Annotated in this window: 12 protein-coding genes; 9 read left to right on the top strand and 3 right to left on the bottom strand. The window is 64.3% G+C overall.

Annotation, left to right across the window (positions count from 1 at the left end; translation table 11 throughout):
• Window positions 1-80 precede the first annotated feature (80 nt).
• Window positions 81-1,433 carry a phosphoglucosamine mutase gene (glmM, locus tag U4Y88_RS07215; RefSeq protein ID WP_321783173.1) on the top strand — a complete coding sequence of 451 codons (1,353 nt, stop codon included), beginning with the start codon at window positions 81-83 and terminating at the stop codon, window positions 1,431-1,433.
• Here the strand turns inward: glmM and U4Y88_RS07210 are convergent.
• Entirely contained in the window at window positions 1,388-1,555 is a 168-nt protein-coding gene (locus U4Y88_RS07210; RefSeq protein WP_321783171.1) for a hypothetical protein, read from the bottom strand. The two genes, glmM and U4Y88_RS07210, sit on opposite strands and share 46 nt — an antisense overlap.
• Window positions 1,556-1,902: 347 nt before the next feature.
• Here U4Y88_RS07210 and pstS point away from each other — a divergent pair, with 347 nt between their 5' ends.
• From pstS to phoR, 7 genes are all read left to right on the top strand, one after another.
• Entirely contained in the window at window positions 1,903-2,934 is a 1,032-nt protein-coding gene (gene pstS, locus U4Y88_RS07205; protein WP_224008426.1) for a phosphate ABC transporter substrate-binding protein PstS, read from the top strand.
• A gap of 236 nt (window positions 2,935-3,170) precedes the next feature.
• Window positions 3,171-4,157: a phosphate ABC transporter permease PstC gene (pstC, locus tag U4Y88_RS07200; RefSeq protein WP_065061350.1), complete on the top strand. Its 987-nt coding sequence runs from the start codon at window positions 3,171-3,173 to the stop codon at window positions 4,155-4,157.
• Complete coding sequence (gene pstA / locus U4Y88_RS07195) at window positions 4,154-5,050, top strand: phosphate ABC transporter permease PstA (RefSeq protein ID WP_321783169.1); 897 nt, start codon at window positions 4,154-4,156, stop codon at window positions 5,048-5,050. The genes pstC and pstA overlap by 4 nt, the downstream gene beginning before the upstream one ends.
• Before the next feature lie 102 nt (window positions 5,051-5,152).
• Complete coding sequence (gene pstB, locus U4Y88_RS07190; RefSeq protein ID WP_405045003.1) at window positions 5,153-5,914, top strand: phosphate ABC transporter ATP-binding protein PstB; 762 nt, start codon at window positions 5,153-5,155, stop codon at window positions 5,912-5,914.
• 43 nt (window positions 5,915-5,957) lie between these two features.
• Window positions 5,958-6,662: a phosphate signaling complex protein PhoU gene (gene phoU, locus U4Y88_RS07185; RefSeq protein WP_321783168.1), complete on the top strand. Its 705-nt coding sequence runs from the start codon at window positions 5,958-5,960 to the stop codon at window positions 6,660-6,662.
• Window positions 6,663-6,714: 52 nt separating this feature from the next.
• Window positions 6,715-7,416, top strand: a complete 702-nt coding sequence (gene phoB / locus U4Y88_RS07180; RefSeq protein WP_042261377.1) for a phosphate regulon transcriptional regulator PhoB — start codon at window positions 6,715-6,717, stop codon at window positions 7,414-7,416.
• A gap of 144 nt (window positions 7,417-7,560) precedes the next feature.
• Window positions 7,561-8,874, top strand: a complete 1,314-nt coding sequence (gene phoR / locus U4Y88_RS07175; protein ID WP_224008433.1) for a phosphate regulon sensor histidine kinase PhoR — start codon at window positions 7,561-7,563, stop codon at window positions 8,872-8,874.
• Window positions 8,875-8,980: 106 nt separating this feature from the next.
• On the opposite strand, the gene ppk1 is transcribed toward phoR, so the two are convergent.
• Window positions 8,981-11,044: a polyphosphate kinase 1 gene (ppk1, locus tag U4Y88_RS07170; RefSeq protein WP_224008436.1), complete on the bottom strand. Its 2,064-nt coding sequence runs from the start codon at window positions 11,042-11,044 to the stop codon at window positions 8,981-8,983.
• Between the two features lie 238 nt (window positions 11,045-11,282).
• Here ppk1 and ppx point away from each other — a divergent pair, with 238 nt between their 5' ends.
• On the top strand, window positions 11,283-12,872 hold the full coding sequence (gene ppx / locus U4Y88_RS07165; RefSeq protein ID WP_321783166.1) for an exopolyphosphatase: 1,590 nt from the start codon (window positions 11,283-11,285) through the stop codon (window positions 12,870-12,872).
• A gap of 98 nt (window positions 12,873-12,970) precedes the next feature.
• Here ppx and U4Y88_RS07160 read toward each other — a convergent pair whose 3' ends face one another.
• Window positions 12,971-13,789 carry a GNAT family N-acetyltransferase gene (locus U4Y88_RS07160; RefSeq protein WP_224008442.1) on the bottom strand — a complete coding sequence of 273 codons (819 nt, stop codon included), beginning with the start codon at window positions 13,787-13,789 and terminating at the stop codon, window positions 12,971-12,973.
• Window positions 13,790-13,927: the final 138 nt, after the last annotated feature.

Raw genomic sequence — 13,927 nt, 5'->3', positions numbered from 1 at the left:
CGCGCAGTACAGGGCAGCACGGCAGCATGAAAACGTGGCGCGCAGGCGCCGCAAAATAGAACCAAAGAGAGGTTTGAGGTATGGGACGTCGTTATTTCGGAACCGATGGGGTGCGCGGCAAGGTGGGTGTCGCGCCGATCACGCCTGATTTCGTGCTGCGGCTGGGCTACGCGGCGGGCAAGGTGCTGGCCGGCGCCGCGCCGGTGTCGGGGCCGCGTCCGTCCGTGCTGATCGGCAAGGACACGCGCATTTCGGGCTATATGCTGGAGGCGTCGCTGGAAGCGGGGCTGTCCGCCGCGGGCATCGACGTGATGCTGGCCGGGCCGATGACCACGCCGGGCATCGCCTATCTCACGCGCGCGCTGCGTCTGGCCGCAGGCGTCGTGATCAGCGCGTCGCACAATCCGTACTACGACAACGGCATCAAGTTCTTCTCGGCCGACGGCAACAAGCTGCCCGACGACGTCGAAACGCAGATCGAGGAGCAGCTCGAACTGCCGCTCGACTGCGCGCCGTCCGAGCAACTCGGCCGCGCCCGCCGTCTGCACGATGCGGGCGGGCGCTATATCGAGTTCTGCAAGAGCACGTTCCCGCAGGCGTTCAATCTGCGCGGCATGAAGCTCGTCATCGACTGCGCGAACGGCGCGGCGTATGACATCGCGCCGCACGTCTTCCACGAACTGGGCGCCGATGTGGTGCCGATCGGTGTGTCGCCGAACGGCTTCAACATCAACGACGGCGTGGGCGCGACGGCGCCGGACGCGCTGGTGCGCGCAGTGCGCGCCAATCACGCGGACCTCGGCATCGCGCTGGACGGCGACGCGGACCGTCTCCAGGTGGTCGACGCCCAGGGCCGTCTCTACAACGGCGACGAACTGCTCTACGTGCTCGTGAAGGACCGTATCGCGACCGACGGCAAGGTGGAGGGCGCGGTCGGCACGCTCATGACCAACCTCGCGGTCGAGCAGGCGCTCGACCGCCTCGGCGTGCAGTTCGTGCGCGCCAATGTGGGCGACCGCTACGTGCTCGAGCAGTTGCGCGAGCGCGGCTGGCAGATCGGCGCGGAAGGCTCGGGCCACATCCTCTCGCTGGACCGCCACACGACCGGCGACGGCATTGTGTCCGCGCTGCTGGTGCTCGCGGCCATCAAGCGCAGCGGCAAGACGCTCGATCAGCTGATCGACGGCGTCACGCTGTTTCCGCAGAAGCTCATCAACGTGCGCATCGCGCAGGGCGCCGACTGGAAGGGCAACGCGGTCATCCAGAAGTCGATCGCCGACGCCGAAGCCGAGCTCAAGGGCAAGGGCCGCGTGCTGATCCGCGCCTCGGGCACGGAGCCGGTGCTGCGCGTGATGGTGGAAGCGCGCGACGAGCGCGACACGCTCCATTACGCCGAGTCGATCGCCGACACGGTGAAGCGCGCGATCGCCTGATCCTGGACCCAGGACGGCGTCACCTGGCCTGAGCGGACTCGACCGATGCGGTTGAGGTAAGCGAGGCCGTCAAAAAGAAGCGATGCACGGCGCGACAATGCGTCGCGCATCGCTTTTTTCATGTGCGGCGCGCAGCATTCTTCAGCAGAAATTTCGCAGTTCGAGCGAACGTTCCAAAACGTTTGCGAACGCTAATCGCGCGTTTTCAAATCGCTTTCATCCGTCCCTCGGCGGTTGATGCATTCGGACCCCGCTGCGCGGCCAAACGCCCGCCAGGCGGGGCGGGGCGGCCGCAATGGCTTGCCGGCGGGGGTTTCACGGTTTTGAAGCAAACGCCTAACTGCTCCAGGTCCCGACTTTCAGGCGGTAATCGTACTGTCACGAACGCTTCATGAATCGTCACAGTACTGTCACAGAGAGGCCCTATTCTTCGCCCTGTCGTTCATCCGCTCACACACCTGGAGGTCTCATGAAATTGATGCAAACCGCGCTCGCTGGCGTTGCTGGCGCGCTCTTCGCGATGGCAGCCCACGCTGCTGACATCACCGGCGCGGGCAGCACCTTCGCAGCACCGATCTACACGAAATGGGCGGATGCCTATCAAAAGTCGGGCGGCGGCAAGGTGAACTACCAAGGCATCGGCTCGTCGGGCGGTATCAAGCAGATCGTCGCCAAGACGGTTGACTTCGCAGGTTCGGACGCGCCCCTGAAGGACGACGAACTGACGAAGGAAGGCCTGTTCCAGTTCCCGACGGTGGTGGGCGGCGTCGTGCCGGCGATCAACGTGCCGGGCATCAAGGCGGGTGAAATCACGCTGTCGGGCCAGGTGCTCGGCGACATCTACCTCGGCAAGATCAAGAAGTGGAACGACCCGGCGATCGCCGCGCTGAACCCGAAGGTCAAGCTGCCGGATCTGGACATCGCCGTGGTTCGCCGCGCCGACGGTTCGGGCACCAGCTTCATCTGGACGAACTACCTGTCGAAGGTCAACACCGAGTGGAAGAGCAAGGTCGGCGAAGGCTCGACCGTGAACTGGCCGACGGGTACGGGCGGTAAGGGCAACGACGGCGTCGCCGCCTTCGTGCAGCGTCTGCCGGGCGCGATCGGCTACGTCGAGTGGGCGTACGCCAAGCAAAATCACATGGTCTACACTGCCATGAAGAACGAATCGGGCGCGGTCGTCGAGCCGAGCACGGACACGTTCAAGGCCGCTGCCGCCGGCGCCGACTGGAAGAAGTCGTTCTACCAGATCCTGACGAACGAGCCGGGCAAGGAAGCATGGCCGGTCGTGGGCGCCACGTTCGTGCTGCTGCACACGGCACAGGACAAGCCGGATCAAGGCAAGGAAACGCTCAAGTTCTTCGACTGGGCGTTCAAGAACGGCACGCCGGCCGCCGACAGCCTCGACTACATCTCGCTGCCGCAATCGGTCGTGAGCGAGATCAAGTCGCAGTGGAAGGAAAAGGTCAAGGACGCAAGCGGCAAGGCTATCGCCGAGTAAGCGGACCGACCGTGTAGCTCACCGGGCCGCCCGCTTCGCGCGTGCGGCCCGTGCTGCTTCCGGGATACTGGTTGTGCAGTTGTAATAATTCTGCAATATTTCCGTAAATACACCCGCTACGATGTGCCGCCCTGAGTGCTGATCGACCGGTCGCTGGACCGGCGCAGGGCGGTTGGCGGTTCTGGAACCGCATCAACGTCGCGAGCCTCGCTTGCGGCAACTGGAAACAGGTCATCATGTCCGACGTCCCGCTCGTCTCGAACCCGCCCGGCAACGCCGCGCAGCAGAAAGCGCCCAGCCCGGCAGGGGACATCATTTTCGGCGGCCTCACCCGCGGCGCCGCCATCGTCACGCTGTTGCTGCTCGGCGGCATCATCGTGTCGCTGATCGTCGCTTCGATGCCGACGATCCAGAAGTTCGGTCTCTCATTCCTCTGGACGGCCGACTGGGATCCTCCCAGCGACCAGTTCGGCGCGCTCGTGCCCATCTACGGCACGATCGCTACCTCGCTCATCGCGCTGATCATCGCCGTGCCGGTGAGCTTCGGCATCGCGCTGTTCCTCACTGAGCTGTCGCCGGCCTGGCTGCGCCGTCCGCTCGGCATCGCCATCGAACTGCTGGCCGCGATCCCGTCGATCGTGTACGGCATGTGGGGCCTGCTCGTGTTCGCGCCGATCTTCGCGCAATACTTCCAGCGCCCGCTCGGCCATCTGCTCGGCGACGTCTGGCTGATCGGCCCGCTGTTCCAGGGCCCGCCGATCGGCATCGGCATTCTGTGCGCGGGCGTCATTCTCGCGATCATGATCATTCCGTACATTGCCTCGGTGATGCGCGACGTGTTCGAAGTCACGCCCGTGCTGCTCAAGGAGTCGGCCTACGGCATCGGCTGCACGACGTGGGAAGTGATGTGGAAGATCGTACTGCCCTTCACCAAGACCGGCGTGATCGGCGGCGTGATGCTCGGCCTCGGCCGCGCGCTCGGCGAGACCATGGCCGTCACGTTCGTGATCGGCAATACGAACCTGCTCGACAACGTCTCGCTGTTCTCGCCGGGCAACAGCATCACCTCGGCGCTCGCCAACGAGTTCGCCGAAGCGAGCCCGGGCCTGCATACCGCCGCGCTCATGGAGCTGGGCCTGATCCTGTTCGTGATTACCTTCATCGTGCTGGCGATCTCGAAGATCATGCTGCTGCGCCTTGAAAAGTCGGAGGGTGCGCGATGAGCGAGCCGATGCTGAAAATCCCGGGCGCCATCTACGGCCCCGAACTCGAACGCATGCGCGGCAAGCTGCAAAGCCGCCGCCGCGTGACCAACGCCATCGCGCTGACGGCGTCGCTCGGCGCCATGGCCTTCGGTCTGCTGTGGCTCGTGTGGATTCTCTACACGACGCTCTCGCTCGGCGTGGGCGGTCTGTCGGTGCAACTCTTCACGCAGTCGACGCCGCCGCCGAACACCGATGGCGGCGGTCTCGCCAACGCGATCGTCGGCAGCCTGGAACTGGTCGCGCTGGCGACGTTCGTCGGCACGCCGATCGGCATCCTGGCGGGCGTCTATCTCGCCGAATACGGCCAGAAGGGCTGGCTCGCGAGCATCACGCGCTTCATCAACGACATCCTGCTGTCGGCGCCGTCGATCGTCGTGGGTCTGTTCGTCTACGCGCTCGTGGTCGCGAAGATGGGCCACTTCAGCGGCTGGGCCGGTGCGATCTCGCTGGCGCTGCTGGAAATCCCGATCGTGATCCGCACGACCGAAAACATGCTGAAGCTGGTGCCGAACGCGCTGCGTGAAGCGGCCTTCGCGCTCGGCACGCCGAAGTGGAAAATGGTGCTGTCGATCACGCTGAAGGCGTCGATCGCGGGCATCGTGACGGGTGTGCTGCTCGCCGTGGCGCGTATCGCCGGCGAAACCGCGCCGCTGCTCTTTACGGCGCTGTCGAACCAGTTCTTCAGCATGGACATGAATCAGCCGATGGCGAACCTTCCGGTCACCATCTACAAGTTTGCGATGAGCCCGTTCTCGCAGTGGCAATCGCTTGCCTGGGCCGGCGTGTTCCTGATCACGTTGGGCGTGCTGGGTCTGAATATCCTCGCGCGCACCATCTTTTCGAAAAAGTAAGGGCGGAGTCATCCGATGAATATGGCAGAGAGTCACCTCAATCCCGCTGCAAACGGTACCGCCCCTTCGGGCCTCGACCCCGCCCAGGGCAAAAGCGGCCTCATGCTCGGCAAGCCGAAGATCGAAGTGAAGGACCTGAACTTCTTCTACGGCAAGTACCACGCGCTCAAGAACATCAACCTGCAGATTCCCGAAGGCAAGGTGACGGCGTTCATCGGCCCGTCGGGCTGCGGCAAGTCCACGCTGCTGCGTACCTTCAACAAGATGTACGCGCTCTATCCCGAGCAGCGCGCCGAAGGCGAGATCCTGATGGACGGTGAGAACCTGCTCACCTACAACAAGGACATTTCGCTGCTGCGCGCGCGTGTGGGCATGGTGTTCCAGAAGCCGACCCCGTTCCCGATGTCGATTTACGACAACATCGCGTTCGGCGTGAAGATGTTCGAGAAGCTGTCGCGCCCGGAAATGGACGACCGCGTCGAATGGGCGCTCACCAAGGCGGCGCTCTGGAACGAAGTGAAGGACAAGCTCAACCAGAGCGGCTACGGCCTCTCGGGCGGCCAGCAGCAGCGTCTGTGCATCGCGCGCGGCATTGCGATCCGTCCCGAAGTGCTGCTGCTCGACGAGCCGTGCTCGGCGCTCGACCCGATCTCGACGGGCCGCATCGAAGAACTGATCGCGGAACTCAAGAGCGACTACACGGTGGTGATCGTCACCCACAACATGCAGCAGGCCGCGCGTTGCTCGGACTACACTGCGTACATGTATCTCGGCGAGCTGATCGAGTTCGGCGACACCGAGAAGATCTTCATCAAGCCGGTCCGCAAGGAAACGGAAGACTACATCACCGGCCGCTTCGGCTAATCACCGTCGGGTGATCCAGCCAGCGCAAGAAGGGAGAAACGACATGTCCGACAAGCATCTGTCCAGCCAGTTCGACGCCGACCTGAACCTGATTTCCTCGAAGGTGCTCGAAATGGGCGGCCTCGTGGAATCGCAGATCATCACGGCGATGCAGGCCCTCAACGAGTTCGACGGCGAAGCCGCCGAGCGCGTGATTGCCGCCGAAGACCGCCTCAACACGATGGAAGTCGAGATCGACGAGGAGTGCAGCAACATCATTGCGCGCCGTCAGCCGGCCGCGCGCGACCTGCGTCTCGTGCTCGCGATCTCGAAGACCATCACGAACCTCGAGCGCGCCGGCGACGAAGCCGAAAAGATCGCCAAGCGCACCAGGCGCCTGATGGAAGACGGCGCCTCGCGCGCGGTCAATATCGCCGAGATCAAGGTCTCGGGCGAGATGGCCGTGTCGATCCTGCGCCGCGCGCTCGACGCGTTCGCGCGCCTCGACACCGTGGCCGCCGCGCAGATCGTGCGCGACGACAAGGCGATCGACGAGGAATTCCGTGCGTTCGTGCGCAAGCTCGTGAGCTACATGATGGAAGATCCGCGCACGATTTCCGCGGGCCTCGACTATCTGTTCATCGCCAAGGCGATCGAGCGGATCGGCGACCACGCGAAGAACATCGCCGAATTCATCATCTACATCGTGAAGGGCACCGACGTGCGCCACAAGTCGCGCGACGCGCTCGAACGCGAAGCGTTGAGCTGATCCTTCACATTACGTAACAACGGTTTAACAGGTCTTAGTGCCAGAGGTGCCGATGCCCAGCAGCATTCTCGTCATCGAAGATGAGCCCGCGATTTCCGAGCTGATTTCCGTGAACCTGCAACACGCGGGTCATTGCCCGATCCGCGCGTATAACGCGGAACAGGCGCAGAACCTGATCAGCGACGTGCTGCCCGACCTCATCCTGCTCGACTGGATGCTGCCGGGCAAGTCGGGCGTCAATTTCGCGCGCGATCTGCGCAATAACGAGCGCACGAAGCATATTCCGATCATCATGCTGACCGCGCGCGGCGACGAGCAGGACAAGGTGCTCGGCCTCGAAATCGGCGCCGACGATTACGTCACGAAGCCGTTTTCGCCGAAGGAACTGATGGCGCGCATCAAGGCGGTCCTGCGCCGCCGCGCGCCGCAGCTCACGGAAGACGTGGTCGCCATCAACGGTCTGAAGCTCGATCCGGCCACGCACCGCGTCGCGGCCGCCGCCGAAGGCTCGGAGATCAAGCTCGATCTCGGCCCGACCGAGTTCCGCCTGCTGCACTTCTTCATGACGCACCCGGAGCGCGTGCATAGCCGCACGCAATTGCTCGATCAGGTCTGGGGTGACCACGTGTTCGTCGAGGAGCGTACCGTCGACGTGCATATCAAACGTCTGCGTGCGGCGCTTAAGCCCGCGGGCTGCGATGCTATGATCGAAACGGTGCGCGGTAGCGGCTACCGTCTCGCCAAGAGCGCCTGAAGCTGACACTGAGCGGGCATCTGAGGAAGCGGGGCGGTTCGCCGCTCCGGTGCCCGGCCGCCTGAGGCCGGGCCGCAGTACGCCGGTGCTTTCCGTATCCGCCGCGCCCCGGTCCGGTCTCCTCTTCTCATCGATCGCAGGAACATGAACATCATCTGGGGGCGCGCCCTCGTCTCGATCGTGCTGCTCGCGCTCCTCTGCACGGGCGTCGGCGTGCTGTTCGGCGTGAAGCTCGCGCTGGTCGTCGCCGTGCTGGCGCTGTCCGCGCAAATGGTTTTCAGCACCTTCCACAAACAGCGCCTGTGGCGTCTGCTCGACGCGCCGGTCTACGGCGAAGTGCCGAGCGCGCCGGGCGTGTGGGGCGAAATCTATTACCGTCTGCACAAGCTCGCGAAGCGCTGGCATGCCCAGGTGCGCCAGGTCGAGCAGCAGCACTCGCGTTTCATCCAGGCCATCCAGGCCTCGCCCAACGGCGTGGCCATGCTCGACGATCACGATCAGATCGAGTGGTGCAACGCGATCTCCGAAGTCCATTTCGGCCTCGACGCCAAACGCGATCTGCGCCAGCACATCACGCATCTCGTGCGTCAGCCCGACTTCGTGCGCTACCTCAATTCGCACGACTATCGGGACATGCTGATCATGCGCGGCATGGGCGCGAAGCGGCAGAACGTGCTTTCCGTGCAGGTGTTTCCGTACGGCGACAACCGCAAGCTCGTGCTCTCGCAGGACATCACCGAGCTTGAACGCACCGACGCCATGCGCCGTGACTTTGTCGCCAACGTTTCGCACGAACTGAAGACGCCGCTCACGGTACTCTCGGGCTTCCTCGAAACGATGCGCGAGCTGCCGCTTTCCGAAGACGAGCGCAACCGCTATTTCGATTTGATGGAGCAGCAAGCGTCGCGCATGCGTCACATCGTGACCGATCTGCTCGTGCTGGCGAAACTCGAAGGCGAAGGGCGTTCGCCGGGCGATCAGATGATCGACATGCGCGCGGTGCTCGGCCATGTGCGCGAGGACGCGGAAAGCCTCTCGGGCGGCCATCACCGCATCAGCTTCGATTTCGACGACGGGCTCTCGCTCACCGGTTCGGAAACCGAAATTCTCAGCGCGCTCGGCAATCTCGCGACCAACGCCGTGCGCTACACGCCGGAAGGCGGCAAGGTGCATCTGGCCTGGCGCGCGGAAGGCGGGCAGGCGGTGTTCTCGGTCACCGATACCGGCTTCGGTATTCCGGCCAACGACATCCCGCGCCTGACCGAGCGTTTCTATCGCGTGGACCGCAGCCGCTCGCGCGACACAGGCGGCACGGGGCTGGGCCTTGCCATCGTCAAACACGTGCTGCAGCGCCACGACGCGGCGCTCGAAGTGAAAAGCGAGGAAGGGCGCGGCAGTACGTTCACGGTGCGCTTTCCGTCCGCGCGCACGACGCGGCGTCAGCCCGCGCCGGTTTGAGCGCAGTGTCGTTCACGGCGCATCGTTTTTTAGACGCCCAATAAAAAAGCCGCTTCGATCGAAGCGGCTTTTTTTACGCCTTGAGCGAAGGCCCAGGCTTAAACCCTCACGAGCAGAACTTCGTGAGCAGGCTCATCTGCGCGTTGCGCACGGCCTTGCCCGCGCGGCGGCGCTTGTAATGGCCGTCGCTCTGCATGAGCCACGCCGACTGGTTATCGCCGAGGAAGCACGACAGCCCTTCGGCGATCACGCGGCGCTTCAGTCGCCGGTCGTGAATCGGGAACGCCACTTCGACGCGGCGGAACAGATTGCGGTCCATCCAGTCGGCGCTCGACAGATAGACGTTTTCCGCGCCGCCCGCGTAGAAGTAGTAGATGCGATGATGTTCGAGGAAGCGCCCGACGATCGAGCGCACCGTGATGTTCTCCGAGAGTCCCGGCACGCCCGGCTGCAGCGAGCACACGCCGCGCACGATCAGATCGATCTTTACGCCCGCTTGCGAGGCTTCGTATAGCTCATCGATCACCGTCGGTTCGAGCAGCGCGTTCATCTTCGCGACGATGCGTGCCTTCTTGCCCTGGCGCGCGGCCTCGGCTTCGGCGCGGATCGACTCGATGAGCTTCGGATGCAGCGTGAACGGCGACTGCCACAGCTCGTGCAGTTGCAGTTCGCCGCCGATGCCGGTGAGCTGCTGGAACACGTGATGCACGTCCTCGCAGGTCCTGGGCTCCGAGGTCATGAGGCCGAAGTCGGTATAGAGACGCGCCGTGCGCGGATGATAGTTGCCGGTGCCGAGGTGCACGTAGCGGCGCAGCTGCATGCGGCCGTTCACGGGCACGCGGCGCACGATCAGCATCATCTTGGCGTGGCACTTGTGGCCGACCACGCCGTACACCACATGCGCGCCCACGGCTTCGAGCTGCGAGGCCCAGTTGATGTTGGTTTCTTCGTCGAAGCGCGCGAGCAGCTCCACGACCACCGTCACTTCCTTGCCGTTGCGCGCGGCCTGCATGAGCGCGTCCATCAGCGGCGAGTCGGTGCCGGTGCGGTAGATGGTCTGCTTGATCGCGACCACGTTCGGATCGTTGGCGGCCTGCAGCAGCAGTTCCAGCACGGGCTGGAAGCTCTCGTACGGATGATGCAGCAGCACGTCGCCCTGATCGATCACGTCGAACATATTGCTGTTCGCGGCGATGCGCTGCGGAATCGCGGGCACGTGCGGCACGAACTTGAGATCGGGGCGATCGACCATCTCGGGCAGCTGCATGAGGCGCACGAGATTCACGGGGCCGTCGACGTAGTAGCAGTCCTTCTCGTCCAGGCCGCTTTCGTCGAGCAGACGCCGAACGAGATGCACGGGCGTCTCCGCCGATACTTCGAGCCGCACCGCATTGCCCAGATGGCGCGCGGGCAGTTCGCCCTGCAGCGCGACGCGCAGATTGGTGATTTCGTCTTCGTCGACGAACAGCTCGCTGTTGCGCGTGATGCGGAACTGGTTGCAGCTGCGCACCACGAGGCTCGGGAACAGCTCGCCCACGAAGCGCTGCAGCAGCGAGCCGAGCAGCACGAAGCCGTGCTGGAAGCCCGACAGTTCCTGCGGCATCCGAACGAGTCGCGGCAGCGCGCGCGGCGCCTGCACGATGCCCATCACGGCCTGGCGGCCGAAGGCGTCCTTGCCTTCGAGCTCGACCACGAAGTTCAGGCTCTTGTTGAGCACGCGCGGGAACGGGTGCGCGGGATCGAGCCCGATCGGCGTGAGCACGGGCAGCAGCTCGTCGAGGAAGTACTTGCGCGCCCAGGCGGTCTGCGCTTCGTTCCAGGCGTCGGTGCCGTGAAAGTAGATGCCTTCGTTTTCGAGCGCGGGCAGCACGGTGTCGTGCAGCATGCGGTACTGGCGGTGCACGAGGCGCTGTGCGCGCTCGACCACGAGCTCGTAGACGTGTTGCAGCGACATGCCGTCGGGCGAGAGCACGCCCGGGTTGTCGCGCATCTGCTCCTGCAGTCCGGCCATGCGGACTTCGAAGAATTCGTCGAGATTGCTGCTGGTGATGCAGATGAAGCGCAAGCGCTCCAGCAAGGGAACGGAGGGGTCGGCGGCCTGTGCGAGCACACGCTCGTTGAATCCCAGAATGCCCAGTTCGCGGTTGAGAAGGGGATAGCGGATGGACATTGGCAGTGAAAGCGGAATTTCGGGGGATGATTCGAACGGACGCTCGGAAATTCTCACAGTAATATGACTTTATTGTGACAATTGGTGTGTCATAAATTCTACGCCGCATTTTCACGTGTTCGACACCTTGCGCACTAATCATGCACACTGGGTCAGGGTGTCCCCGAAGGTCCCGTTACGGGCGTTTCTGACCGTCACTCGCGCGAGGTGCGACATGACGAAGTCGGGTACGCTTAAAATGGCATATTTGGACAACGCGGCCGTCGCTCAACGAGCCCGCATGACCGCGTTCGCACGCATGGAGCCCGCCCCCTCGATGGTCAACAATCCGCAACTGCTTGCCGCCGTCGATCTCGGTTCGAACAGCTTTCGTCTGATCGTTGGCCGGGTCGAAGAAACCGATGCCGGCAGCCAGATCTATCCGGTCGACGCCCTGCGTGAACCCGTGCGCCTGGCTGCGGGCCTGTCGAAAGACAAACAGCTCGACCGCGCCTCGCAGGTGCGCGGCTGGGACGCCCTCAAGCGTTTCGGCGAGCGCCTGCGCGACTTCCATCCCGATCACGTGCGCGCCGTGGCGACCAACACGCTGCGCGTCGCCAAGAACTCGCGCGAATTTCTCGTCGAAGCCGAAGCCGCGCTCGGCTTCCCGATCGAAGTGATCGCGGGCCGCGAAGAGGCGCGCCTCATCTACGCGGGCGCCGCGCACTCGGTGCCGGCGAGCGCGGGCAAGCGCTTCGTGGTGGACATCGGCGGCGGCTCGACCGAGTTCATCATCGGTTCGCACTACACGCCGATCCGCATGGAAAGCCTGTATATCGGCTGCGTGAGCCATAGCCGCCAGTTCTTCCCGGCCGGCAACGTCGACGAATACACCATGCGCCAGGCCGAACTCGCCGCCACGCGCGAAATCCAGATTATTTCGTCGGACTACCGCGCGACCGGCTGGGACCAGGCGATCGGCTCCTCGGGCACGGCGCGCGCGCTGGCCGAACTCGTCGAAGCGAACGGCTTCAACGATCCGGGCGTGACGCACGGCATTTCGCGCGGCGGCCTCGAACGCCTGAAGCGCGCGCTGATCAAGGCGGAGAACGTCAACCGCCTGAAGCTCGTCGCGCTCAAGCCCGACCGCATTCCGGTGCTGGCGGGCGGCCTCTCGATCATGATCGCCGTGTTCGACGAACTGGGTATCGATTACGTCGATACCACCGACGGCGCGCTGCGTCTGGGCGTGCTGTACGACCTGCTGGGCCGTTCGCAGCACGAAGACATGCGCACGGTCACGGTGGAAGGCTTCATGCGCCGCTACGGCGTCGATCGCGCGCAGGCGAGCCGCATCGCCGAACTCGCGGTGAGCTTCTACGACCAGTTCGAGGAGCCCGACGCGGAGCGCCGCGAGGAAAGCCGCAATTTCCTCAACTGGGCGGCCTCGCTGCATGAGATCGGTCTGTCGATTTCGCACAGCGCGTATCACAAGCATTCGGCCTATATCGCCAGCAACGCCGACATGCCCGGCTTCTCGCGCACCGATCAGGCACGCCTCGCGGCGCTCGTGCTCGGCCACGTGGGCAAGCTCGGCAAGCTCTCGCAGGCGCGCGACGTCGAATGGCCGCTGCTGTTCTGCCTGCGCCTCGCCGCGCTGCTGAGCCGCCGCCGCGCCGACGTCGGCCTGCCGCACATCAAGGTCTTGCGCGAAGGCGAGGGCTTCGAGGTGCTGCTGCCGAACGCGTGGGTGCAGAACAATCCGCTCACCGACTACAACCTCGTTCAGGAAGCGGCGGAGTGGGGCAAGATCGGCATTCCGTATCGCGTGGTGTACACCGAGGAGTGATCGCGCGCTCCGTCTGACGATGTGACTGTCTGACGATGTGGAAAAGCAAAACGCCCGGCTTCATGGCCGGGCGTTTTGTTTGGTGACGTCCTGGCGGCTCAGCGCGCGGCGGCGTCGCCGAGGAAATGGCGCGCGTAACGCTCGTTGATGTCCGAGAGACGGAACAGCGTGAGGAAGTCGGCGGTGTTGAAGTCCGGGTCCCAGGCCGGCGCGCCGCAGATCTTCGCGCCGAGGCGCAGATAACCCTTGATCAGCGGCGGCGGCACGGCGCTGCCGCCCGTGCGCAGCTCCTCGACGGGCAGCGGCGTGTGCGGGAAGGCGCGGTATTCCGGGTCGGTCAGCGCGCTAGCGCCGAGCGAGGCGTAGAGATTGGCCGCGTAGTGGCCGCCGTCGGCCATCGCCACGCTCGCGCAACCGAGCATCGTCTCGTAGCCGTTGTGCGTCATGTAGGCGCCCAGACCGCCCCACAGCGACATGATCACCGAGCCGCTGCGGTAGTCGGGATGCACGCACGAGCGGCCCACTTCGACCATCTTCGGGCGCAGATGCGCGAGGCGCGACACGTCGAATTCGCTCTCGGCGTACAGGCGGCCGATGCGCGTGGCTTCGTGCGGCGGCAGCACGCGATAGGTGCCGACGACCTTGAGCGTGTCGAGGTCGCGCACGATCAGGTGATCGCAGTAGTGGTCGAAGGCGTCGACGTCGAGGCCGGCCGGGCCGGTCAGACGCGCGCCCATTTCCTCGGCGAACACGCGGTAGCGCAGGCGCTGCGCTTCGCGCAGTTCTTCGTCGCTGCGAGCCCAGGCCACCTGAAGTCGGTGCTGCGCGGTGACCGTTTCTTCGGCACGCGGCAGACGCCGATTCAACTCGAAAAGGCTCGAGGCGAACGGCAGGGTGGGCGTCGGCAGATCTCGCATGGGGCGTCCTGGTCGGGAAGTAAGAGAACTTTCCCGGCAATTTAGTAATACGCGGTTACGTTTCCATGAAAACGCAATGACGATTCAATGACGCTCTGTAAGCCTGACGGGCGGGATCGGGGTCTGTGCTGCGCTGGA

Origin of the sequence: Paraburkholderia sp. J94, assembly GCF_905220285.1 — a bacterium.
In the GTDB taxonomy this organism is placed as follows: Bacteria; Pseudomonadota; Gammaproteobacteria; order Burkholderiales; family Burkholderiaceae; genus Paraburkholderia; species Paraburkholderia tropica_A.
This window is presented reverse-complemented; position numbering and strand designations above follow the sequence as displayed.

Coding starts and splice junctions, on each gene's coding strand:
- glmM (WP_321783173.1), top strand. CDS start 81: ATGGGACGTCGTTATTTCGGAACCGATGGGGTGCGCGGCAAGGTGGGT.
- U4Y88_RS07210 (WP_321783171.1), bottom strand. CDS start 1,555: ATGAAAAAAGCGATGCGCGACGCATTGTCGCGCCGTGCATCGCTTCTT.
- pstS (WP_224008426.1), top strand. CDS start 1,903: ATGAAATTGATGCAAACCGCGCTCGCTGGCGTTGCTGGCGCGCTCTTC.
- pstC (WP_065061350.1), top strand. CDS start 3,171: ATGTCCGACGTCCCGCTCGTCTCGAACCCGCCCGGCAACGCCGCGCAG.
- pstA (WP_321783169.1), top strand. CDS start 4,154: ATGAGCGAGCCGATGCTGAAAATCCCGGGCGCCATCTACGGCCCCGAA.
- pstB (WP_405045003.1), top strand. CDS start 5,153: ATGCTCGGCAAGCCGAAGATCGAAGTGAAGGACCTGAACTTCTTCTAC.
- phoU (WP_321783168.1), top strand. CDS start 5,958: ATGTCCGACAAGCATCTGTCCAGCCAGTTCGACGCCGACCTGAACCTG.
- phoB (WP_042261377.1), top strand. CDS start 6,715: ATGCCCAGCAGCATTCTCGTCATCGAAGATGAGCCCGCGATTTCCGAG.
- phoR (WP_224008433.1), top strand. CDS start 7,561: ATGAACATCATCTGGGGGCGCGCCCTCGTCTCGATCGTGCTGCTCGCG.
- ppk1 (WP_224008436.1), bottom strand. CDS start 11,044: ATGTCCATCCGCTATCCCCTTCTCAACCGCGAACTGGGCATTCTGGGA.
- ppx (WP_321783166.1), top strand. CDS start 11,283: ATGGCATATTTGGACAACGCGGCCGTCGCTCAACGAGCCCGCATGACC.
- U4Y88_RS07160 (WP_224008442.1), bottom strand. CDS start 13,789: ATGCGAGATCTGCCGACGCCCACCCTGCCGTTCGCCTCGAGCCTTTTC.